This is a genomic window from Pseudomonas sp. zfem004 (genome assembly GCF_032621715.1).
GTDB lineage: Bacteria > Pseudomonadota > Gammaproteobacteria > Pseudomonadales > Pseudomonadaceae > Aquipseudomonas > Aquipseudomonas sichuanensis.
On sequence record NZ_JAVYJF010000004.1, the window covers coordinates 50,542 to 70,782 of the forward strand.

Consider the following 20,241-nt stretch of genomic DNA (forward strand, 5'->3'; position numbering starts at 1 on the left):
CCTGCCGTGGCAGGCCGTCAGTCGGCGAGCACTTGCAACTGCCACTGGCCGTCGACTTCCCGGGCCAGGCCGCTGGCCGGCAGCAGGGCCAGCAGGCGGGCGTGCAGGTTGGCTTCGGTGAAGGACTTGAGGGTGGTCATGTCCAGCGCGCCGACGGTAACCAGGTCGTTCTTGGTGTAGGACAGCCAGGCCTTCTTCAGCACCAGCAGCACGTCACTGCCGGCGGTGTTGGCGAAGCGGCGATTCAGCGTGCGGCCTTCCAGTACGAAGGTGTGGCGGTGGCTGTAGCTGCTTTCGTCGCCGTTGCCCTCTACGCAGCGATGGCAGCGGCAGGCGCCGTCGGCGAAGGCATTGCGCAGGTAGCTGTTGAAGTCCACGACGGGCTTGAGGGTCAGGCGTTTATCGACCTCGAACAGGTCGGCGATCAGGGGTTGTTCGGCGCTCACTCGGTATCCTCGCGTGGTGTGGCGTGCATCGGCGGGCACCCTAACAGATCGGGGCATCCAGATCACCTGTTGCAGGCCCGGCCTCTTCGCGGGGCAAGCCCGCTCCCACAGGGATATCGTCTCGTTGTGGGAGCGGGCTTGCCCCGCGATGAGGCCGGTAGAGACAACCGGGAGCGCCTGCCGTACTCTACGCGCCCATACGCCTAATACACCTGTTGAGGTAACCCCGCTTGAGCACCAAGTACCCCTACATCGCCACCGTGACCATCAGCGCCGAAGACCGTGGGGGCGACACCGAAGCCTCGGAGAATACCAACATGCGCGTGGGCCTCGAGGCGGTGACCGAGGTGCTGAAGAAAGTGCATTTCGTCGGCACGCTCGCTGCTCCCGAAAAAGGCGCCACGCATATCTGCGTGACCCTGGAGAACGGCCTGACCTACTACGGCCTGATCGTCAACGGCCACGCCGAACTCGAAGGCGGCTGGATCGCCTTCGAATGCGACATGCTTACCCCTGCTGAACTGGGCCTGTAAGCCTCAGCCGAGTTCCGCCAGGCACTGCTCGAGGATATCCAGCCCTTCCTCGAGCACCTGTGGCTCGATGGTCAGCGGTGCCAGCAGACGGATGATGTGCCGCGCCTTGCCGCTCGGCATCAGCAGCAGCCCCTTGTTACGCGCCGCTTCCAGCACCTTGGCCAGCACCGCTGGCGCCGGGCTGCCGTCGGCATTGACCAGTTCGATGCCACGCATGGCGCCGGTGCCGGTCAGGCGCCCGAGCCAAGCGCACACCCCTGAAGCTTTCCAGCGCGCATGGCGCGCGACGATGGCCTGTTCCTGGCGTTCGCCCCAGGTGGCGAGGTTGGCGTCGGTCATCTGCGCCAGGCTCGCCAGTGCCGCTGCGCAGGCGATCGGGTTGCCCGAGTAGGTGCCGCCCAAGCCGCCCTTGGGCAGCGACGCCATGATTTCCTGGCGTCCAACCACCGCGCCCAGCGGCATGCCACCGGCGATGCTCTTGGCCAGCAGCAGCAAGTCGGGCTCGATGCCCAGCCGGGGGAACGCAAAGCGTTGCCCGGTGCGGCCGAAGCCCGACTGGATCTCGTCGATGATGATCAGGATCCCGTGCTCGTCGCAGAAGCGCCGCAGCGCCTGGGCAAAGGCCGGGTCCAGGGCGAGGAAGCCGCCTTCGCCCTGGACCGGCTCGAAGATGAATGCCGCCACGTCCTCTACCGCCAGTTCAACGCTGAACAGCCGCTCCATGGCCTTGAGCGCCTGCTCGCAGGTTACCCCGGTGTCGGTACTGGGGTAGGGCAGGTGGTAGACCGGGCCGGGCAGTTCGCCCACGCGTTGCTTGTAGGGCGCGACCTTGCCATTGAGGTTGAGGGTGGCCAGGGTGCGGCCATGGAAGCCGCCGTCGAAGGCGATGATGGCGCGCTTGCCGGTGGCGCCACGGGCCACTTTCAAGGCATTTTCCGCCGCCTCCGCGCCGCTGTTGGTGAGCATGCCCGCCAAGGGGTAGCTGACCGGCACGAACTGGCGCAAGCGCTCCATCAGTTCCAGGTACGGGCCATGGGGGGCGGCGTTGAACGCATAGTGGGTCAGGCGCGTGGCCTGCAACTGGATCGCCTCGACCACCGCCGGGTTGCAGTGGCCCAGGTTGAGCACGCCAATGCCGCCGACAAAGTCGATATAACGTTTGCCGGCGGTATCCCAGACTTCGGCATTGCGGCCATGGGAAAGTGTAATCGGGTGAACGATGGCGATGGACTGGCTGATACTTTCCTGATTCATGTGCACGCGGCCTGTTGTTCGAATATGGCCAATATCCAAACGTGCCGCAGGTATATTCCGCAAACGAATTATCGGATTGCGATCATTCCATAGATTCGTGATCTTGCTGAGATTTGTGTTGCTGTTGCTGGCCTCTTCGCGGGTAAACCCGCTCCCACAGGTACAGCACTGCTTTCAAGATCAGTGTGGGAGCGGGTTTACCCGCGAAGAGGCCTTTCCAGGCAATCTCAATCCCCCTCAGCCACCCGCTCGCGAATCCACTGCACAAAGGCCCGCACCTTCGGCACCTCGGCCGCATGTTCGGCATGCGCCATGAAGTGCCGGCCATTACTTGGCACAGGATGGTCCCAGGCCACCACCAGCTTGCCCTCGCTCAGCTCCTCGGCCACCAGATAGCGCGGGATCAGGGCAATGCCGCAGCCGGCGATGGCGGCGCGAATGCACAGGTAGAACGTATCGAAACGCGGCCCGTGGTAGCTGTTCTGGCTGTGCAGCCCCAGCCCCAGGAACCACTCGTGCCAGGCCTCCGGGCGCGAGGCGCATTGCAGCAGGCGGTGCTCGGTGAGCGTCTGGGCGCTGCTGAAACGCTGCCGGGCCACCAGGCCAGGGGCGCACACCGGCACCACCTCCTCGCTGAACAGCTCGATGCAGGTCGCCCCCGGCCAGGTGCCCTGGCCAAAGAAAAACGCCACGTCGGCCTTGGCCTGCACCAGGTCGAACGGCTCCAGCTCGTTGCGGATGTCCAGGTGGATGCGCGGGTGTCGCTCACCGAAACCCTTGAGCCGAGGCACCAGCCAGCGTGCACCGAAGGTCGGCTGGGTGGCGATGCGCAGCACCTCGGTCTCGTCGCCGTAGCTGAGGATGTAGCGGCTGGAGATGTCGATCTGGGTGAGGATCTTGTTCACCTCGGTGAGGTACAGCGCCCCCGCCGGGGTCAGGTGCAGGCGCCGGCGAATGCGCTGGAACAGCGGGTGGGCGAGCATGTCCTCGAGCTGCGCCACCTGCTTGCTGACCGCGCTCTGGGTCAGGTGCAGTTCCTGCGCCGCGCGGGTGAAGCTCAGGTGGCGGGCGGCGGCCTCGAAGCACTGCAGGGCGGTGGTGGACGGCATCAGGCGTTTGGACATGGCGAAGGCGCTACCCGGCAAAAAAGGAAGGAATTCATTCCGCAATAGAATGATGTGCTTCGAAAAGGTCGTTTGTTGACCCGTCCCTATAGATTAATACTGACCTGGATCAACGATGACAACCGGTAGTGCGAAGAGGAGGGCAAAACCACGACCGGCGTATTACAAGAACAACAACGAGTAACTCCGACCTACTGAATTCTGCTCCAACTTTCAGCCGTCCTTGCAACGGCCGACCCATTCGAGGGTTCCCCATGGCATCGCCTAACAACAAGAAACAGCGTTCCCTGCAACACGGCCTGACGTCCCGTCAGGTCTCGATGATTTCCATCGCCGGCATCATCGGCGCCGGGCTGTTCATCGGCTCCTCCAACGCCATCGCCACCGCCGGCCCGGCCATTCTCATCTCCTACGCCATGACCGGCCTGCTGGTGCTGCTGGTGATGCGCATGCTCGGCGAAATGGCCATCGCCAACCCCAACAGCGGTTCGTTCTCCACCTATGCCAGCGAAGCCATCGGCCCTTGGGCCGGCTTCACCATCGGCTGGCTGTACTGGTGGTTCTGGGTGCTGATCATTCCGGTCGAGGCCATTGCCGGCGCCGACATCCTGCACGCCTACTTCCCTGGGGTGCCATCCTGGCTGTTCGCCTTCCTGATCATGGTCGTGCTGTCGGGCACCAACCTGGTCAGCGTGAAGAACTTCGGTGCCTTCGAGTACTGGTTCGCGCTGGTGAAAGTGGTTGCGATCATTGCCTTCATCGTGGTCTGCAGCCTGGCGGTGTTCGGCTTCTGGCCGCTGGCCGAGGTCTCCGGAGTGAGCCGCCTGTGGGACCACGGTGGCTTCATGCCCAACGGCTTCGGTACCGTGCTGGGTGGCGTGCTGATCACCATCTTCTCGTTCTTCGGCGCCGAGATCGTCACCATCGCCGCCGACGAGACCGCCAACCCGAAAGACAAGATCCGCCGCGCCACCAACCTGGTGGTGTACCGCATCGCCATCTTCTACCTGGCGTCGATCTTCCTGGTGGTGTCGCTGGTGGCCTGGAACGACCCGCAGCTCAAGGCCGTCGGCTCGTTCCAGCGGGTGCTGGAGGTGCTCAACGTGCCCGGTGCCAAGCTGCTGGTCGACCTGGTGGTGCTGGTGGCGGTGACCAGCTGCATGAACTCGGGCCTGTACACCGCCTCGCGCATGCTCTATTCGTTGGGCGCCCGTGGCCAGGCGCTGAGCATGACCAAGCGCATCTCCGGGGCCGGCGTGCCGACCGTGGCGGTCATCCTCTCCACCCTGGCGGGCTTTGCCGGTTGCCTGGTCAACTATGTGTTTCCCGGCAAGGTGTTCGGCTTCCTGCTGTCCACCACCGGCGCCATCGCCCTGCTGGTGTACCTGGTGATCGCCGTGTCGCAGCTGCGCATGCGGTCCCGCGCCGAGCGTGAAGGCCGGGCGCTGGAGCTGAAGATGTGGCTGTTCCCGTGGCTCACCTGGCTGGTGATCGGCACCATCGTCATGGTGCTGGGCTACATGCTGTTCAGCGATGCTTATCGCTACGAGACGCTGATGACCGCCGGGGTGACCCTGTTCATCCTGCTGGTGTCGCTGACCCAGCGGCGGGCCAAGGCGGGGCAGGTGCAAACGGCTTGACCTTCGCTCGGTAGCACGCAAGCCCATGGCCTGACGGTCATGGGCTTTTTCATTGGCCCAGGCCTGGTCGGGCGTTACCATTCGAGGCCTGCTTCCTTCCCAACTTCAACAAGCAAAGGATGCGTATGAACGAGCAAGCCCTTTCCCTGCAGCAACTCGCCGCCCCCGAAGGCACCTGCTACGGCTGCGGCTGCAGCCACCCCAGCGGCCTGCACCTGAACAGCTATTGGGACGAGGACGGCATCCACCTGCTGTGCCGGCATTCTCCCGACCAAACCTTCATCGGCTGGCCCGGCCTGGTCTACGGCGGGCTGCTGGCGATGCTGGTCGACTGCCACTCCAACTGGGCCGCCATGGCCCATCACTACCGCGCCGAAGGCCGTGAGCCCGGCAGCCTGCCGCGTATCGACTGCGTCACCGGCCAGCTCGGCCTGACCTATCTGAAACCCACGCCCATGGGCGTCGAGTTGCTGCTCAAGGCGCGGGTGGAAGGCGAGGTGGGGCGCAAGACCCGGGTGATCTGCGAAGTCTGGGCCGGTGATGTGCTGACCGTCGCCGCTGATTCGGTGTTCGTGCGGGTGGATACCGCGAAGCTCAAGCAGCAGGCACATGGTGGACAGTGACGGGGCAGGGCTGGCATTGTCGGGCATGATCCGGCTGCCCGACAGGATGTTGCCATGCCCTACCAGATTCGCCCGGCCCGCAGCGACGACTGTGAGGCCCTGAGCCATATCGGCCAGGCCACCTTCGCCCTGGCCAGCCCATCCGACAGCGCGCCGTCCGCGCTGCAGCACTACATCACGCACAACCTGCAGCCCGAGCATTTTCAGCAGCACCTGCAACACCCGCACAAGCGCCTGCTGATCGTCGAGCACGACGGCCATGCAGTGGGCTACAGCATGCTCGACCTGGCGCCGGGCCGGCTGGATATCGCCGCCGCCGAGCATCGGGTGGAGATATCCCGCTGCTATGTGCTGCCCGAGGCGCACGGGCAGGGTGCGGCGCAACTGTTGCTGGACGCGACCCTGGCGCACACCTGCGGCGCGGTACGCCTGACCGTCAACGAAGGTAACGCCCGGGCCATTCGCTTCTATGAGCGCAATGGCTTTCGCAAGGTCGGCGAGGCGATTTTTCCGTGCGGTGACGAGCGGCACAATGACTGGGTGATGGTCAGGTCGCCCGCAGGTCTCTAGATTGTTCTCTCTCTCATCCAAGGCACGCACATGACCGATCTCTCTGCATTTCCCATTACCCATAAATGGCCGGCGCAGCACCCCGAGCGCCTGCAACTGTATTCGCTGCCCACGCCCAACGGGGTCAAGGTGTCGATCATGCTCGAAGAAATCGGCCTGCCCTACGAGGCGCACAAGGTCAGTTTCGACAGTGACGACCAGCTCAGCCCCGAATTCATCTCCCTTTCCGTCAACAACAAGATCCCGGCGATCCTCGATCCCAATGGCCCCGGCGGCAAACCGCTGCCCTTGTTCGAGTCCGGCGCGATCCTGCAGTACCTGGCCGAGAAAAGCGGCAAGCTGCTCAGCCAGGACCCGGCCCAGCGCTACCAGACGATGCAGTGGTTGATGTTCCAGATGGGCGGCATCGGGCCGATGTTCGGCCAGGTGGGGTTCTTCCACTTCTTCGCTGGCAAGGAATACGAAGACAAACGGCCGCGCGACCGCTACGTGAACGAGTCGAAGCGTTTGCTGGGTGTGCTGGACCGGCACCTGCAAGGCCGTGAATGGATGGTCGACGAATACAGCATCGCCGACATCGCCATCTTCCCTTGGGTGCGCAACCTGGTGGAGCGCTACAACGCCCGGGAGCTGGTGGGCTTCGATGAGTTCGCGCAGGTGCAGCGGGTGCTGGCGAATTTCCTGGCGCGGCCGGCGGTGCAGCGTGGGCTGAAAATACCCGGTTGATCCGGCATCACCGAGCCTGTGGGAGCGGGTTTACCCGCGAAGGCTGTGGCGGGTTCGCCATCGCATTCGCGGGTAAACCCGCTCCCACAGGCCCTGTATTTCAACCTAGAGAATCTGATTCAGAAGCCAGTACAGCGTCCCCGCCAGCAGCATCGCCGCCGGCAGCGTCAGCACCCAGGCCATCAGCAGGTTGACCAGGGTGCGCTTCTGGATCCCCGAACCATTGGCCACCATGGTCCCGGCCACCCCCGAGCTCAACACATGGGTGGTCGACACCGGCAGCCCGAACATGTCCGCCGCGCCAATGGTGCACATCGCCACCACCTCCGCCGACGCCCCCTGGGCATAGCTCAGGTGGGTCTTGCCGATCTTTTCGCCCACCGTCACCACGATGCGCCGCCAGCCGACCATGGTGCCCAGGCCCAGGGCGATGGCCACCGCCACCTTGACCCACAGCGGGATGTAGCGGGTGGCATCGTCCAGCTGGCGCTTGAACAGTTGCACATGGCGGGCGGTGTCGGGGTCGAACGCCACCAGCGCGTTCTTGTCGATCAGGCGGATGGCTTCGCTGGTCAGGTACATGTCGTTGCGCACGTTGGCCATGGCCTCGGCTGGCACGCGGTTGAGCGAGCCATAGCCCTTGACCTCTTCGCCGATCATGCCGGTCAGCGCGGCCAGGGCCGGTACCAGTTCGGGGCTGGCCTTGGGCTGGCCGATGAATGCGGTGAGGGTGTGGCGTGGGTCGGCCGGGGCCGCTTGCGGGGCGCTGCGCACCAGCGCCTGGCGGGTCACCTCGGCCACTGCCGAGAACTGCAGGGCCTGTTCGTTGGGCATGGTCTTGTTCAGGGCGTAGGCCATCGGCAGGGTGCCGACCAGGATCAGCATGATTAGGCCCATACCTTTCTGCCCGTCGTTGGAGCCGTGGGCGAAGGATACGCCGGTGCAGGTCAGGATCAGCACCCCGCGGATCCACCACGGGGGAGGGGCCTTGCCTTCGGGCGCCTGGTACAGCTCGCGGCGTTTGACCAGCGCTTTCAAGGCCAGCAGCAACAGGGCGGCGCAGGCGAAACCGATCAGCGGCGAAAACAGCAGGGCATAGCCGACCTTGCTTGCCTGGCCCCAGTCCACCCCGCTGGTGCCGTCGCGGCCGTGCATCAGCGCGTTGGCCACGCCCACGCCGATGATCGAGCCGATCAGCGTGTGCGAGGACGAGGCCGGCAGGCCCAGCCACCAGGTGCCGAGGTTCCAGATGATCGCCGCCAGTAACAAGGCGAAGACCATGGCGAAGCCGGCGCCCGACCCCACCTGCAGGATCAGCTCGACCGGCAGCAGGGCGATGATGCCGAAGGCCACCGCGCCGCTGGAAAGCAGCACGCCGAGAAAATTGCACAGCCCCGACCACACCACCGCCACCGGCGCCGGCAGCGAATGGGTGTAGATCACCGTGGCCACGGCGTTGGCGGTGTCGTGGAAACCGTTGACGAATTCGAAGCCCAGGGCGATCAGCAAGGCCAGGCCCAGCAACAGGAACGGTGTGACCGTGGTGATCACGGTGCCGCTGGCGCTGACATCTTGCTTGAGGCTCCAGAAGGTGTAGGCCAGGCCGGCCAGCAGCAGGCCGAAGAACAGCACCAAGGTGGCACGACCGGGGCGGTGGGACAATTGCGGGCGGGAATCGGGCGTGATCAGCGCGTTCTGGCTGACCATCGAGGGGGTAGTCATGGGTGGGCTCCGGGGTGCTGTGAGGCACGAGGCGAGGTATCCCATCCTAGAAACAATCTGTTACCGGGGAGTGACCTCGATCAAAGGAACTTCTAGTCTAGGAGGCATCGGCGAATTGCCAAGCGAGCCCCGAATGATCCGCTGCAAGCGCGTGTACGACCCTGTTGAAGCCTGCGATGGCCAGCGTGTGCTGGTCGATCGGCTGTGGCCGCGCAACACGCGCAAGGAGCACCTGCACGGCCAGTGGTTGCGCGAGGCGGCACCTTCCGACGAACTGCGCAAGGCCTTCCATGCCGGGGTGCTGGATTACCCCGGATTCACCCAGCGCTACCGGCTGGAGCTGGCCGCGCACCCTGAACACTGGTACCCGCTGCTGGACCTGGCCGGTAATGGCGCGCTGACCCTGCTGTACGCCGGCAAGGACACCGAGCACAACAATGCCCGGGTGTTGGCCGACTGGCTGGAGGATGAGCTGGAGCGGCGCGGGCCCGGGAGTTCGCCGGTGTGCTATGCCCCTTGAACTGATTGCTGCCAGCGACAGTGACCTGACCTTTGCCCGCGACCTCACGCGCCGGGCGATGCTGCCGTACTACCGCGAGTTCGACCTGTTGTGGATCGAGCAGGCCTTCGACGAAGCCTGGGGCTGGCGCGAGCAATGGCTGGTAGTGGAGGACGGCACGGTGCTGGGTTTTTGCAGCCTCAGCCAGGACCGCCAGGCGCTGTTCATCCGCGAACTGCACCTGCTGCCCGAGCATCGCGGGCGCGGCGTGGGTGGCTGGGTGCTGGAAGAGCTGGCCGGTTGGGCCGCGCAGCGGCATCTGTCGTTGCTGCGCCTGATGGTGTTCAAGAGCAACCCGGCGCGACAGCTCTACCTGCGCCAAGGCTTCATCGAGATGGGGGAGGACGAGTGCTTCGTGCGCATGCAGCGCAGTATCGATTGCGGTTGACCGCTCGGCTACGTGCGCTTTATCGCCTCAGATTGATGTCGATCTTGCCGGTTACATGGTTGTTTTTTCCGTTGCGTTCGAAACTGAATTCGAAGTCCGCCTTGAACACCTGGTCTTCGACAAATTCACGAACAGCAATCTCACCGGTGCCGCGAACCGATTCGTCGTGCTCGCCGTCCTGGATCGTGAAGCGAGCAGAACTGTTTTGCGGATTTAGCTTCAGGGTCGAGTTCGTCGCGAATTCACCCTCCAGCAGGGCGATAATAAGATCGGCCGCTCGTCCATCCACGAAGCCGGCAGAACTGAACGCTGTATTGAAAAAGTACACCCAGTCAAGGGGCGCATCCCAATAGACAACCCCATTCTGCTTTGCTGTCGCTTGTACTGTGCCTACTTTACGTTTGAATGCACCAGGGTGTTTCTTGAGGTAGTCGGCGACACCATTCAGTTCGGAAATCGTGGTCATGTTCGTCTTCCTGCTGAACAAGGGAGGCTTGAATGTTACGGAGGCTGCCCAGGACCGACTACTAGCAGTTTTATCAGGTGTGGAGCGTGTTTTCCCTGCTGCTACACCGCCTGATCACGGTATTCGCAGGCGCACCGTATTCTCGCTGAGCACTACATCGCGGACTCCTTCGAGCCGCACCAGGACCTAGCCCAGGCAATTGCCGCATCTTGATCGACTCGCGGATCACCGGGGCGTCGAGGTCCTTGGTTTCTCTGTGCTTTTTCGAGCTTTTGATTGTGAGTGGAGCGCTGTCGGCAGGTGCTTTCAATGGAGCTGCGCGAAATACCCGACACTGGCGGCTTGCCATGATTGGATCCAATTGGCATAGTGCCGGGCGAATGCGTACGCATTCACTCGGGTGCTGGATGCACCTGTCCTGGAATGATGCAGAGGAGGCAAGTAGATGAATGGATTCGGTCCGCGACTCAGAGAAGAGCGCGAGCGCCTGGGGCTGACCCAGCGTGTGTTCGGTGACATTGGCGGCGTCGAGCCCAATGCCCAGGGCAAGTATGAAAGTGGCGAGCGCACCCCGCGCATGGACTACCTCGCTGCCGTGGCGGCGAAAGGTGTCGATGCCTTGTATGTGCTGAACGGCGTGCACACCCCCGCACCGCTGGACTGCCTGACCGCTGACGAAGACCGTCTGCTGGGCGCTTTCCGGCGTTTGCCAGACGCCGACCAGGCCGCTGTCTGGCACCTCTTGCACCGCCTGGCGGGTGAGGTGGGCGGCGTTGAACGGGTGCAAATGCGTCGCCCGGATTACCAAGCGTTTTTTCAGGATGCTTTACGCTAGGTTGCTTGTGAAAAATTTTGTTAAGGTGGCGGGATCCAATCGCCCCACTAATGAGGTGTCTGCTTGATTAGGGTCCTGGTGGTCGACGATCACGATCTGGTGCGTACCGGCATTACGCGCATGCTGGCCGACATCGATGGCCTGCAAGTGGTGGGGGAGGCGGACTCGGGTGAGTCCGCCCTCAAGCTTGCCCGCGAGCTCAAGCCGGACGTGGTTCTGATGGACGTGAAAATGCCAGGGATCGGCGGCCTTGAAGCAACCCGCAAATTGTTGCGCAGCCAGCCGGACACCAAAGTGGTGGCGGTGACCGTGTGCGAGGAAGACCCGTTCCCCACCCGCCTGATGCAGGCGGGTGCCGCTGGCTACCTGACCAAGGGCGCCGGGCTTGACGAAATGGTCCAGGCCATCCGCCTGGCGTTTGCCGGCCAGCGCTACATCAGCCCGCAGATTGCCCAGCAACTGGCACTCAAGTCGTTCCAGCCCCAGGGCTCGCCGTTCGATACGCTGTCGGAGCGGGAAATCCAGATCGCCCTGATGATCGTCGGTTGCCAGAAAGTGCAGATCATCTCCGACAAGTTGTGTCTGTCCCCCAAGACCGTCAATACTTACCGTTATCGAATCTTCGAAAAACTCTCGGTCACCAGCGACGTCGAACTGACCTTGCTGGCCGTCCGCCACGGTATGGTCGACGCAAGTCTGTAAACACACCCATGTCCCAAGCTTTTGATGCCAGCGCGTTCCTGGCGACCTGCAGTGGTCGCCCGGGCGTCTACCAGATATTCGACACCGAGGCGCGGCTGCTCTACGTGGGCAAGGCCAAGAACCTCAAGAAGCGTTTGGCCAGCTATTTCCGCAAGACCGGCCTGGCGCCCAAGACTGCCGCACTGGTGGGGCGCATCGCCCAGGTCGAGACCACCATCACCGCCAACGAGACCGAAGCGCTGCTGCTTGAGCAGACGCTGATCAAGGAGTGGCGGCCGCCTTACAACATCCTGCTGCGCGACGATAAATCCTACCCCTATGTGTTCCTGTCCGACGGTGAATTCCCGCGCCTGGGCATTCACCGTGGCGCCAAGAAAGCCAAGGGTCGCTACTTCGGCCCTTACCCCAGCGCTGGCGCCATTCGCGAAAGCCTGAGCCTGTTGCAGAAGGCCTTCTCGGTGCGCCAGTGCGAGGACAGCTATTACGCCAACCGCACCCGGCCCTGCCTGCAGTACCAGATCAAACGCTGCAAGGCGCCGTGCGTGGGCCTGGTCGAGCCGGCCGAGTATGCCGAAGACGTGCGGCACTCGGTGATGTTCCTCGAAGGGCGCAGCCAGCAATTGGGCAACGAGCTCAATGCCGAGATGGAAAAGGCCGCCATGGTCCTGAACTTCGAAAAGGCGGCCGAGCTGCGTGACCAGATCGCGCTGCTGCGCCGGGTCCAGGACCAGCAGTACATGGAAGGCGGCTCCGGCGACGTGGATGTGGTGGCGGCCTTCGTCAACCCCGGTGGCGCCTGCGTGCACCTGATCAGCGTACGTGGCGGGCGGGTGCTGGGCAGCAAGAACTTCTTCCCCCAGGTGGGCATCGAGGAGGAGGTGGCCGAGGTCATGGCCGCGTTCCTGTCCCAGTACTATCTGGGCAATGCCGAACGCGAACTGCCGGGCGAGCTGATCGTCAATGTGGTGCACGAGGATTTCGCGGCAATCAGTGAAGCCGTACAGACCCTGCGCGGCCGTGAGCTAAGCATCAGCCACCGGGTGCGCGGCACCCGCGCGCGCTGGCAGCAGTTGGCGGTGACCAACGCCGAGCAAGCGCTCAACGCCCGCCTGGCCAACCGCCAGCACATGGCCGCGCGCTTCGAGGCATTGGCCCAGGTGCTGGACCTGGATGAAGTGCCGCAGCGCCTGGAGTGCTACGACATCAGCCATTCCAGTGGCGAGGCCACAGTGGCCTCGTGCGTGGTGTTCGGCCCCGAAGGCCCGCTCAAGTCCGACTACCGCCGCTTCAACATCGAAGGCGTCACCGCCGGCGACGACTACGCCGCCATGCACCAGGCCCTGTTGCGCCGCTACGGGCGCATCAAGGATGGCGAGGGCAAGCTGCCCGACGTGCTGCTGGTGGACGGCGGCAAAGGCCAGTTGAACATGGCTCGCGACGTGATGCAGGAACTGGGCTTCGCCGACCTCACCCTGCTCGGCGTGGCCAAGGGCGTGACCCGCAAGGCCGGTTTCGAAACCCTGTACCTGAACGACGTGGCCCACGAGTTCACCCTCAAGGGCGACAACCCGGCGCTGCACCTGATCCAGCAGATCCGCGACGAAGCCCACCGTTTCGCCATCACCGGCCACCGCGCCAGGCGCGGCAAGGCGCGGCGCACCTCCAGCCTGGAAGACGTGGCCGGGGTAGGGCCCAAGCGCCGGCGCGAGCTGCTGAAACATTTCGGCGGCCTGCAGGAGCTCAACCGCGCCAGTATCGACGAGATCGCCAAGGCCCCCGGCATCAGTAAAAAGCTTGCCGAGTCGATTTATGCCAGCCTGCATAGCGAGTAGAATGCCGGGCTCAACTCGCAGCCAGTCGTACCGATGAATATTCCAAACCTGCTCACCGTTCTACGCGTCCTGCTCATTCCGATCTTCATCCTGCTGTTCTATGTGCCCTACCACTGGAGCTACATGGCCGCCAGCACGGTGTTCGCCATCGCCGCCGCCACCGACTGGCTGGACGGCTACCTGGCTCGTCGGTTGCAGCAGAGCACACCGTTCGGCGCCTTCCTCGACCCGGTGGCGGACAAGCTGATGGTCGCCGTGGCGCTGGTGCTGCTTGTGCAGGTGCACGCCAACTTCTGGCTCACGCTGCCGGCGGCGGTGATCATCGGCCGCGAGATCGTGGTTTCGGCGCTGCGCGAGTGGATGGCCGAGCTGGGGGCGAGGGCGCATGTGGCGGTGTCCAGCCTGGGCAAATGGAAAACCGCCGCGCAGATGCTGGCGCTGGTGATCCTGCTGGCCAACCCGCCGGCCATGACCTTCTGGGTGGCGCTGGGCTACGGCCTGCTGCTGGTGGCCGCCGGCCTGACCCTGTGGTCGATGGTGCACTACCTGGTCGCCGCCTGGCCGCACCTGCGCGAAGGCTCTGAGCAGAAATAAAACTTTTTTGAATCAAGGGGTTGACGCCGTTCTACAAATCGCTAGAATGGCCCCCATCACGACGCGGGAATAGCTCAGTTGGTAGAGCACGACCTTGCCAAGGTCGGGGTCGCGAGTTCGAGTCTCGTTTCCCGCTCCAGTTATAGATCTACAGGGTTCCACAGAATTCTGTAAGTCGTTGAAAAAAGGGCCGAAAGGCCCTTTTTTTATTTCAGTTGAAGCCACGCCGACCCATGGGCATCTGAACTTTTTCAGTCCAGAAAGTAGCCATGAAATCCGGACTCCCACCGTGGCGGTTTGTTGCTGGAGAGGAGCGTCGAGCCTTACGAGCATCTAGCCCTGAACTTCATGTTCAGGACCTTGTACAGGACACGCTCAGACACGACCGTTCGCCAGGCCAAGGCCACCGGCAAGGACTACACCCACGGCGATAGCGATGGCCTGTCACTCGATGTGACAGCGGCTGGCGGCAAGTCGTGGCACTTGTGCTACTCATGGGTTACCAAGCAAAAGCGCATGTCCCTTGGGACGTACCCCGAAGTAGGCTTGCGCCAGGCCCGTACGTTACGCGACGAGGCCCGTCGGCGATTGCCCAAGGCAGCGAGTTCGGGCCGCTGATCATTTCAAATGATATCAAGGGCAATAACCTGTTCGAGCAGAACAAGGCGCGGTTCAATGAGCGCAAGGGGCGGTGATCAAGAAGATCAACAGTCAGGTGCGGTTTATCAAGTAGCGAAGCCTTGTCCGCGTTGCCTCATAGGCAACTATGGGGCAGCGCGGACCTTCATATACAAAGCCCCTTACTGAAGATTCATGCCTGTGATTTCAATCAGCTCTTCCCTGGTTGCAGGCGAAGCGCCTATAGGCGCCTTGTCCAACACAAAAAGGGTTATGCGTGAGAAGCTGAAACTTTTCCTGGTGACAACGCCGAAGCCTGTCAGCTGATGCTTGTCCGGGTCGAAGGTAGTAACGATCTCCTGCGCCCCAGTGCCAATATCGAGCTCTGCCAGGTAACGCTTCCCATCCGTGGTATCTAGAAAGACTTGAGGCGGTTTATTTTGTGAAAAAATGCATTCCACAGACTTCACGTCGAAAAATATCGATTTCGATGTCGATGCCATGTGCGCGTCCTCCAACAAGTGAGTGTTGCAAACTTATTTTTTCGAAAGTACTGAAATAAATAAACTGGCAAAAATGTCAGGTGCCTGCCGCCGCTGGCAGGTTCCCCGGCACGCAGATGACGAGGTGATTTGAAACTCGCCTCGCGGGTGCGTTCGAAATATCTTTGATGCACATTTTCGATCAAGCCCGCGGAGCCCCCCAGGTGAGCATCAACTTCAACGACCTGCAAGCCTTTCGCGCCGTGGTCGAGCACGGCAGCTTCCGTCGAGCCTCGACGCCATCCCGATCAGCCGCAGGCCATGCGTTGTGAGCACAGCAGCAGGGTCAGCACTGCTCAGCTCGACCAGGCGTTGGATGCGGTGCTGGCTGCGCAAACTCCGCAAGCGCTGAGCGAGTCGTTGCAGGGCAGGGACTTCTGCACAGAACACTTGCGAGCGCGCTACGCCGTGCGTTTCGACGAGGCCAGCGCGCCGCGCCAGCAACAGCTGTGGCACGAGGCCTAAACGGCCCGGAGCAGGCTTACCTGGAGGCGATCGAGCCGGTCGTGCGTGAGCATGAGGCCGCCCAGGCGGCTTTGCGTCGCCAGCTGACCGACGCGGCGGTTGCCAGCAGTATGTAGCGCACGGGATCGAGGGTGGGGTGATCTTCTGCTGTCTGGTTGCATTCACGCAGAGGACATCATGCCCCATTCATTCCCGTCACCCGTTTCGAACGACGCGCTGCTCGCGCAGACATTGCCGGGGTGGTTGACCCGCGCGTCCACGGCCCATCGACGGGCGCTGTGCCAGGGCCTGCAGGCTCAACAGCGCGCGCAGCACGCGCTTGACCAGCAACTGGGTGCGTTGCTGGCGATCGATGCGTTCGCCGAGCCGCTGCTGGTGGAGGCCTTGCAAGACGCCAGCGGCCTTGCCCTGGATGTGCGGGCCTGCCGATTGCTGCGGGTCTGGACCGAAGTGCAACCCGTGGTGCCCGCCAGTCTTCCCTTGCCGATCATTACCCACCAACACACTCAGAGCCTGCTGGCCGCCGCGTTGCACAATTTCTCGGAGAGTGAGGCGCAAGCCGGTGGGCTTGGCATCGAGTCGCGCCTGCTTGATGGCGCCGGCAATCCACTGGCGCTGGCGGCCAGCACTTTCGCCGCACTCTGCCGCCGGCTGGACCTGGGAGGCCGCTACCAGGCCTATCTCAAGCAACGCCTGAGGCCAGCCGATGCGCCGGGCGAGGCGGGTGGTTACGCGCGGATCGTGGTCAATCGCCTGATGGAGGAACAACTGCGTGCCAGCCTTGAAGTGGCCGTACGCCTTGCCCATTTGCAGGGCGAAGTCGACGATACCGCCTACCTGCGCTGGCTCCCGCAGTTTTCGGCGCAACCGATCGTGGCGACCACGGCCGAGGTGCTGCACTTGCGTCAGTTGCACCTGCTCGGGCACCCGCTTCACGGCGTCGCGGCATACGAGGTGCACCGTGGTGTCGACACGGTGGGCGTCATGGCCTGGCTGCCCGATGACCCCAAAGGCGCGGTGGTGAGCGCCGATACCTGGGACGCGCTGTACCGGATCCTTGGCCAGCGCCTGCGTGACCCCGGGTATGCACGCTACCTGCAGCGGTTCACCGGCGAGACCGTGCGCGTGGCGTTCGGGCTTGCTCTGGAGGCGCGTCTGCAGGCCGATCGCGATGCGCCCGCGCTGCGCCTGGACGGGCGGGCACGTGAGGTGGAAGGCGAACTGTTTGCCTATTTGCGTCAGGTTCAGGTGCAAAGGCTGCTGGACGATGCCCGCGTGCTGGCCGTGCCCATCGATGACGAGGATCGCGAGAGGCGCAACGAACGTTTGCAGGGCTATCTGAATGCCGGGTTGGACCTGCTCGGGTTGGCGGCGTTGTTCGTACCGGGCCTGGGCGAGGCGTTGCTGGGCATCGCCGCCTTGCAGGTGGTGCATGAGGCATACGAAGGGTACGAGGCCTGGCAACTGGGCGATCGCGAGGCTGCGCTGGGCCATCTGTTCGGCATCGCCGAGGGTTTGGCGCAAGGCGCCCTGAGCACAGGCTCCGAACAGCTGCTGGGCGCTCTGCTGGAGCGCAGCGCCTTTGTCGACGGCCTGCGCCCGGTGGTCACGGGGCAAGGGCGGGTGAAACTCTGTGACGGCGCCTTGAACGACTACCGGCTGTCCGATGACGGGCATGTGGCCGGGCGGCTGGTGGGCGAGGGCGACCGCCGCTCTCTGACCTTGCACGAGGGACGCTATGCGGTGGTTCGCGAGGGCCCCGGCGAGCCTTGGCACATCAGCCATCCACGCCGTGCCGGGGCCCACGTGCCGCGGCTCGAAAGCAATGGCATGGATGGTTGGTGGCATGCCCTTGAAGTGCCGCAGAGCTGGGTGTCGCCAGTTCAATTGCTCAGGCGTCTGGGCGCCGACTTCATGGAAGTTACCCAAGCGCAGGCGCAGGCGTTGCTAGAGGTTACAGGTTTCGATGTCGAGCGGTTGCGGCGTCTGCTTCTGGAGCAGGCCGAGCCACCCGCACGCCTGCTCGACAGCCTGGAGCGCCTGGTCCTGCGTGACCGTTGGCCAGCATTGAGCGCACAAGCGCTGCAACACGGGCTGGCGTCGGACCTGCCGGCGTTGGCTGGCGAATCGGTATTGCGACGTGATTTCCCTAACCTGAGTCGGCGTGCTGCGCAGGCCCTGCTGCGCAGGGCAACGGGCGCAGAACTGCATACCCTGCGCACGGCGCGCAAAGTGCCTCTTGCGTTGGCCGAGGAGGCGCGTTGGCAGATGCGCGACAGCCGTCTGGACCAGGCCTGCGAGGGCGTGCTGCACGGCCGCTCGCTGAATCAGGACAGCGAACGCCTGACCTTGGCGCTGCTCGATCATCTGGCGCCCTGGCCGGCCGATGTGCGAGTCGAAATTCGCGATGCCTTGCCGGGCGGTACGCTGCTGGCTCACTGCGGGCCGGCGTCGGGGCACAAACGGTTGATCCTCAAGCGGCCGGAGGGGTATCTGGCTGCCGGCCCGGCTGGCCAGGGGCTTGCCGGGGCCTCGCCTGACGACAGCTTGCTGCAGGCATTGTCGAGGCATCTGCCAGCGGCGCAGAAGAGCTTGCTGGGTGACCAGGCCGCCACGCCGCAAGCATTGGGCCATTATCTGGTGCAACAGGCAGCGGTCCGGCGCGACCAGGCCGCAGGCTGGATCGGCATGAGCGTGGCGGGCACCGGTGTCCGACCGCCTGTGCGCTGGGGGGACGGGCGCCTGGGGTACCCCTTGAGCGGTCGCGGCGGTTCGAGTCGTCAGGCGCTGGAGCAGGGCATTCGCCAAGTGTTTCCGACGCTCGATGACGCGCAACTGCAGGCTTACATCAACGAACGGCTGCTTGCCGGTGACAACCTCTGGAGCCACATGAGTGCGTTGCATCAGCAGTTGCAGCGTCTGCAGTCGGCGCTGGCAGCCTGGCAGCGCTCGGCGGGCGACGCGCAACAGGCGCAGACCCGCCACCGGATCGCCGCCCGGTTGTTGCGCTGTTGGCGTCGGCAGTCGCCGGTGGTGCAAGGCGGCTACCGCCTTGTGCTCGAAGGCGAGTCGCTCCAGGTGCTGCCGGCCTTGCCCGCTGGGCTGGAGTTCGCGCATGTCCATTACCTGGCGCTGCACCGCCTTGAGCTTGGCGAAGTGGCGGGGGACTGGTTGCGGCGCTTTCCTGCTTTGCGTCGGCTCGACCTCAGCGACAACCGTCTGGTCGTGCTGCCGGATGCCCTGGGCGAGCTGAGCCATCTGGCCGAGCTCAACGTGTCGGGTAACCTCATCCGTTGGAGTGACCAGGCCAATCTTGCGATCGGTCGGCTAAACCTGCTCGAAGTGCTCAACGTCAATCGCAACCCGCTCGAGCAGATGCCGACGCTTGCGTCATTGACCCGCCTGCGCCAGGTTCACCTGCGCGCGACCGGGCTCACTCAGGTGCCACAGAGCTTGCCGAGGCTGGGAGGACTTGAGTACGCGGACTTGCGCGACAACCTGATCGTCGATCTGGACAGCACATTGTTCGAGCTGCCTCGCGGGCGGCTGGAGCATATCGCATTGCACGACAATCCGCTTTCTGCCGCCAGCCTTGCCCGGCTGGAAAGCTTCCTGCAAGGCGGGCGAGGGCCCCTGCGCCGATTGCTGCGCCACTTCCGGCCCGAAGAGGGCGCTCGCGATGTCTGGCTCGAGGGCCTTGATCGTTCGCAGCGCGCGATACGCCTGGGGCAATGGGACAACGTGGCGCAGCAGAGCGGCAGCTCCGGTTTGCTGAGGCTGCTGGGCGATTTGCGTGGCACCGCCGACTTTCGCAGCCAGCGGGCCGAGTTGCGCCAGCGAGTCTGGCGTGTGGTCGAGGCCTGCGAGCAGGATGGCCAGTTGCGCCAGGCGTTGTTCGAACTGGCAGCGCGTCCACGCAGCTGCAGTGACAGCGTCGCGCTCAACTTCAGCCACCTGGAAGTGCTGGCGCTGGTGCACCAACGCACCCATGGCGTGACCGGCGTAGGGGCTGAGCGGGATTTGCTGCGCCTGGGGCGCGACCTGTTTCGCCTGGACGAGGTGGAGCGCCTGGCGACGCTGGACATCGAAAGCCGCTGGGATAGCGGTGCATTCGTCGACGACGTCGAGGTGCGCCTGGCCTACCGCGTCGGGTTGGCCGAGCCGCTGAACCTGCCCGCGCAACCTGAGGGTATGCGCTACGCCAGCAGCGCCGATGTGACGGCGCAGCAGCTCAGCCAGGTCCGCGCCCAGGTGCTGAGCGCCGAGCGAGGGCCGCGCCTGCTCGAGTCCCTGACCCAGCGCGAGTTCTGGCAGGCGCACCTGCGTGCCACCTATGGCGAGCAATTCGAGGCGACAGACCAACCCTTCCATCAGCGCCTGGAGGCGTTGCTAGAGGCCACTGACGACCTCACGGACGCTGAGTACCTGGCTGCCATCGATCAGGTCGCCCAGGCGCGTGAGCAGGCGCAACGGGCATTGATCTTCGAACTGACCCGCTCGGCCTGGCAACGTCATCCCGGCTGAGTGTCGGCGAGCGTTATGTAGTGCCGATTGCGGTTATTGGCATGGTGTCCTGCGAGCCTCCAGACCCCGGAGGACACC

The 20,241-nt window shown here is 63.9% G+C and carries 20 protein-coding genes, 1 tRNA gene and 2 pseudogenes; 17 read left to right on the forward strand and 6 right to left on the reverse strand.

What is annotated here, in order from left to right; all coding sequences use genetic code 11:
- Positions 1 to 17: 17 nt before the first annotated feature.
- The gene (locus RTH46_RS05705; RefSeq protein WP_316905198.1) at positions 18 to 446 is read right to left on the reverse strand and encodes a hypothetical protein; all 429 of its coding nucleotides are present in this window, start codon (positions 444 to 446) and stop codon (positions 18 to 20) included.
- A gap of 230 nt (positions 447 to 676) precedes the next feature.
- Between RTH46_RS05705 and RTH46_RS05710 the strand changes: the two genes are divergently transcribed.
- On the forward strand, positions 677 to 979 hold the full coding sequence (locus RTH46_RS05710) for a hypothetical protein (RefSeq protein WP_153786070.1): 303 nt from the start codon (positions 677 to 679) through the stop codon (positions 977 to 979).
- Positions 980 to 982: 3 nt separating this feature from the next.
- Here the strand turns inward: RTH46_RS05710 and RTH46_RS05715 are convergent, their stop codons facing one another.
- Together RTH46_RS05715 and gcvA are read right to left on the reverse strand one after the other, a co-directional pair.
- On the reverse strand, positions 983 to 2,233 hold the full coding sequence (locus tag RTH46_RS05715) for an aspartate aminotransferase family protein (RefSeq protein ID WP_316905199.1): 1,251 nt from the start codon (positions 2,231 to 2,233) through the stop codon (positions 983 to 985).
- A gap of 227 nt (positions 2,234 to 2,460) precedes the next feature.
- Positions 2,461 to 3,357 carry a transcriptional regulator GcvA gene (gene gcvA, locus RTH46_RS05720; RefSeq protein WP_316905200.1) on the reverse strand — a complete coding sequence of 299 codons (897 nt, stop codon included), beginning with the start codon at positions 3,355 to 3,357 and terminating at the stop codon, positions 2,461 to 2,463.
- Between the two features lie 254 nt (positions 3,358 to 3,611).
- Here gcvA and RTH46_RS05725 point away from each other — a divergent pair, with 254 nt between their 5' ends.
- The 4 genes from RTH46_RS05725 to RTH46_RS05740 all read left to right on the forward strand — a co-directional run bounded on the left by RTH46_RS05725 (position 3,612) and on the right by RTH46_RS05740 (position 6,916).
- A complete protein-coding gene (locus tag RTH46_RS05725; RefSeq protein WP_153786067.1) occupies positions 3,612 to 4,997 on the forward strand; it encodes an amino acid permease in 1,386 nt (461 codons plus the stop codon).
- Between the two features lie 125 nt (positions 4,998 to 5,122).
- Positions 5,123 to 5,620, forward strand: coding sequence for a PaaI family thioesterase (locus RTH46_RS05730; protein ID WP_316905201.1), 498 nt, complete (start codon positions 5,123 to 5,125; stop codon positions 5,618 to 5,620).
- 54 nt (positions 5,621 to 5,674) lie between these two features.
- Positions 5,675 to 6,190 (forward strand): N-acetyltransferase, encoded by a 516-nt coding sequence (locus RTH46_RS05735; RefSeq protein ID WP_316905202.1) that lies wholly within the window; start codon positions 5,675 to 5,677, stop codon positions 6,188 to 6,190.
- Between the two features lie 30 nt (positions 6,191 to 6,220).
- Entirely contained in the window at positions 6,221 to 6,916 is a 696-nt protein-coding gene (locus RTH46_RS05740) for a glutathione S-transferase N-terminal domain-containing protein (protein ID WP_153786064.1), read from the forward strand.
- Positions 6,917 to 7,021: 105 nt separating this feature from the next.
- Here RTH46_RS05740 and RTH46_RS05745 read toward each other — a convergent pair whose 3' ends face one another.
- Positions 7,022 to 8,638 carry an inorganic phosphate transporter gene (locus tag RTH46_RS05745; RefSeq protein WP_316905203.1) on the reverse strand — a complete coding sequence of 539 codons (1,617 nt, stop codon included), beginning with the start codon at positions 8,636 to 8,638 and terminating at the stop codon, positions 7,022 to 7,024.
- 133 nt (positions 8,639 to 8,771) lie between these two features.
- Between RTH46_RS05745 and RTH46_RS05750 the strand changes: the two genes are divergently transcribed.
- Together RTH46_RS05750 and RTH46_RS05755 are read left to right on the forward strand one after the other, a co-directional pair.
- The gene (locus RTH46_RS05750; protein ID WP_316905204.1) at positions 8,772 to 9,158 is read left to right on the forward strand and encodes a DUF488 domain-containing protein; all 387 of its coding nucleotides are present in this window, start codon (positions 8,772 to 8,774) and stop codon (positions 9,156 to 9,158) included.
- The gene (locus tag RTH46_RS05755) at positions 9,148 to 9,585 is read left to right on the forward strand and encodes a GNAT family N-acetyltransferase (RefSeq protein WP_316905205.1); all 438 of its coding nucleotides are present in this window, start codon (positions 9,148 to 9,150) and stop codon (positions 9,583 to 9,585) included. The genes RTH46_RS05750 and RTH46_RS05755 overlap by 11 nt, the downstream gene beginning before the upstream one ends.
- 19 nt (positions 9,586 to 9,604) lie before the next feature.
- Here the strand turns inward: RTH46_RS05755 and RTH46_RS05760 are convergent, their stop codons facing one another.
- On the reverse strand, positions 9,605 to 10,051 hold the full coding sequence (locus RTH46_RS05760) for a hypothetical protein (RefSeq protein ID WP_153786060.1): 447 nt from the start codon (positions 10,049 to 10,051) through the stop codon (positions 9,605 to 9,607).
- Between the two features lie 445 nt (positions 10,052 to 10,496).
- On the opposite strand from RTH46_RS05760, the gene RTH46_RS05765 reads away from it, so the two are divergent.
- The 7 genes and pseudogenes from RTH46_RS05765 to RTH46_RS05795 all read left to right on the forward strand — a co-directional run.
- Positions 10,497 to 10,886, forward strand: coding sequence for a helix-turn-helix domain-containing protein (locus RTH46_RS05765; protein ID WP_316905206.1), 390 nt, complete (start codon positions 10,497 to 10,499; stop codon positions 10,884 to 10,886).
- Between the two features lie 63 nt (positions 10,887 to 10,949).
- Entirely contained in the window at positions 10,950 to 11,588 is a 639-nt protein-coding gene (uvrY, locus tag RTH46_RS05770; protein ID WP_110993916.1) for a UvrY/SirA/GacA family response regulator transcription factor, read from the forward strand.
- An 8-nt stretch (positions 11,589 to 11,596) separates the two neighbouring features.
- Positions 11,597 to 13,420 (forward strand): excinuclease ABC subunit UvrC, encoded by a 1,824-nt coding sequence (gene uvrC / locus RTH46_RS05775; RefSeq protein WP_316905207.1) that lies wholly within the window; start codon positions 11,597 to 11,599, stop codon positions 13,418 to 13,420.
- Positions 13,421 to 13,453: 33 nt separating this feature from the next.
- A complete protein-coding gene (gene pgsA, locus RTH46_RS05780; RefSeq protein ID WP_125464769.1) occupies positions 13,454 to 14,014 on the forward strand; it encodes a CDP-diacylglycerol--glycerol-3-phosphate 3-phosphatidyltransferase in 561 nt (186 codons plus the stop codon).
- A gap of 63 nt (positions 14,015 to 14,077) precedes the next feature.
- Positions 14,078 to 14,153, forward strand: a tRNA-Gly gene (locus RTH46_RS05785).
- 209 nt (positions 14,154 to 14,362) lie between these two features.
- Positions 14,363 to 14,620, forward strand: a pseudogene (locus RTH46_RS05790) (Arm DNA-binding domain-containing protein); the annotation flags it as partial.
- Positions 14,617 to 14,747 (forward strand): annotated as a pseudogene (locus RTH46_RS05795) (L(+)-tartrate dehydratase subunit beta); the annotation flags it as partial. The pseudogenes RTH46_RS05790 and RTH46_RS05795, both read left to right, overlap by 4 nt.
- A gap of 67 nt (positions 14,748 to 14,814) precedes the next feature.
- Here the strand turns inward: RTH46_RS05795 and RTH46_RS05800 are convergent.
- A complete protein-coding gene (locus tag RTH46_RS05800) occupies positions 14,815 to 15,135 on the reverse strand; it encodes a hypothetical protein (RefSeq protein WP_316905208.1) in 321 nt (106 codons plus the stop codon).
- 203 nt (positions 15,136 to 15,338) lie between these two features.
- Here RTH46_RS05800 and RTH46_RS05805 point away from each other — a divergent pair, with 203 nt between their 5' ends.
- The 3 genes from RTH46_RS05805 to RTH46_RS05815 all read left to right on the forward strand — a co-directional run bounded on the left by RTH46_RS05805 (position 15,339) and on the right by RTH46_RS05815 (position 20,163).
- Positions 15,339 to 15,446 (forward strand): LysR family transcriptional regulator, encoded by a 108-nt coding sequence (locus RTH46_RS05805; protein WP_178125833.1) that lies wholly within the window; start codon positions 15,339 to 15,341, stop codon positions 15,444 to 15,446.
- Complete coding sequence (locus tag RTH46_RS05810; RefSeq protein WP_153787506.1) at positions 15,436 to 15,639, forward strand: NEL-type E3 ubiquitin ligase domain-containing protein; 204 nt, start codon at positions 15,436 to 15,438, stop codon at positions 15,637 to 15,639. The genes RTH46_RS05805 and RTH46_RS05810 overlap by 11 nt, the downstream gene beginning before the upstream one ends.
- Positions 15,640 to 15,816: 177 nt before the next feature.
- Complete coding sequence (locus RTH46_RS05815) at positions 15,817 to 20,163, forward strand: NEL-type E3 ubiquitin ligase domain-containing protein (protein ID WP_316905209.1); 4,347 nt, start codon at positions 15,817 to 15,819, stop codon at positions 20,161 to 20,163.
- Positions 20,164 to 20,241: the final 78 nt, after the last annotated feature.

Coding starts and splice junctions, on each gene's coding strand:
- RTH46_RS05715 (WP_316905199.1), bottom strand. CDS start 2,233: ATGAATCAGGAAAGTATCAGCCAGTCCATCGCCATCGTTCACCCGATT.
- gcvA (WP_316905200.1), bottom strand. CDS start 3,357: ATGTCCAAACGCCTGATGCCGTCCACCACCGCCCTGCAGTGCTTCGAG.
- RTH46_RS05725 (WP_153786067.1), top strand. CDS start 3,612: ATGGCATCGCCTAACAACAAGAAACAGCGTTCCCTGCAACACGGCCTG.
- RTH46_RS05730 (WP_316905201.1), top strand. CDS start 5,123: ATGAACGAGCAAGCCCTTTCCCTGCAGCAACTCGCCGCCCCCGAAGGC.
- RTH46_RS05735 (WP_316905202.1), top strand. CDS start 5,675: ATGCCCTACCAGATTCGCCCGGCCCGCAGCGACGACTGTGAGGCCCTG.
- RTH46_RS05740 (WP_153786064.1), top strand. CDS start 6,221: ATGACCGATCTCTCTGCATTTCCCATTACCCATAAATGGCCGGCGCAG.
- RTH46_RS05745 (WP_316905203.1), bottom strand. CDS start 8,638: ATGACTACCCCCTCGATGGTCAGCCAGAACGCGCTGATCACGCCCGAT.
- RTH46_RS05750 (WP_316905204.1), top strand. CDS start 8,772: ATGATCCGCTGCAAGCGCGTGTACGACCCTGTTGAAGCCTGCGATGGC.
- RTH46_RS05755 (WP_316905205.1), top strand. CDS start 9,148: ATGCCCCTTGAACTGATTGCTGCCAGCGACAGTGACCTGACCTTTGCC.
- RTH46_RS05760 (WP_153786060.1), bottom strand. CDS start 10,051: ATGACCACGATTTCCGAACTGAATGGTGTCGCCGACTACCTCAAGAAA.
- RTH46_RS05765 (WP_316905206.1), top strand. CDS start 10,497: ATGAATGGATTCGGTCCGCGACTCAGAGAAGAGCGCGAGCGCCTGGGG.
- uvrC (WP_316905207.1), top strand. CDS start 11,597: ATGTCCCAAGCTTTTGATGCCAGCGCGTTCCTGGCGACCTGCAGTGGT.
- pgsA (WP_125464769.1), top strand. CDS start 13,454: ATGAATATTCCAAACCTGCTCACCGTTCTACGCGTCCTGCTCATTCCG.
- RTH46_RS05800 (WP_316905208.1), bottom strand. CDS start 15,135: ATGGCATCGACATCGAAATCGATATTTTTCGACGTGAAGTCTGTGGAA.
- RTH46_RS05810 (WP_153787506.1), top strand. CDS start 15,436: ATGCGTTGTGAGCACAGCAGCAGGGTCAGCACTGCTCAGCTCGACCAG.
- RTH46_RS05815 (WP_316905209.1), top strand. CDS start 15,817: ATGCCCCATTCATTCCCGTCACCCGTTTCGAACGACGCGCTGCTCGCG.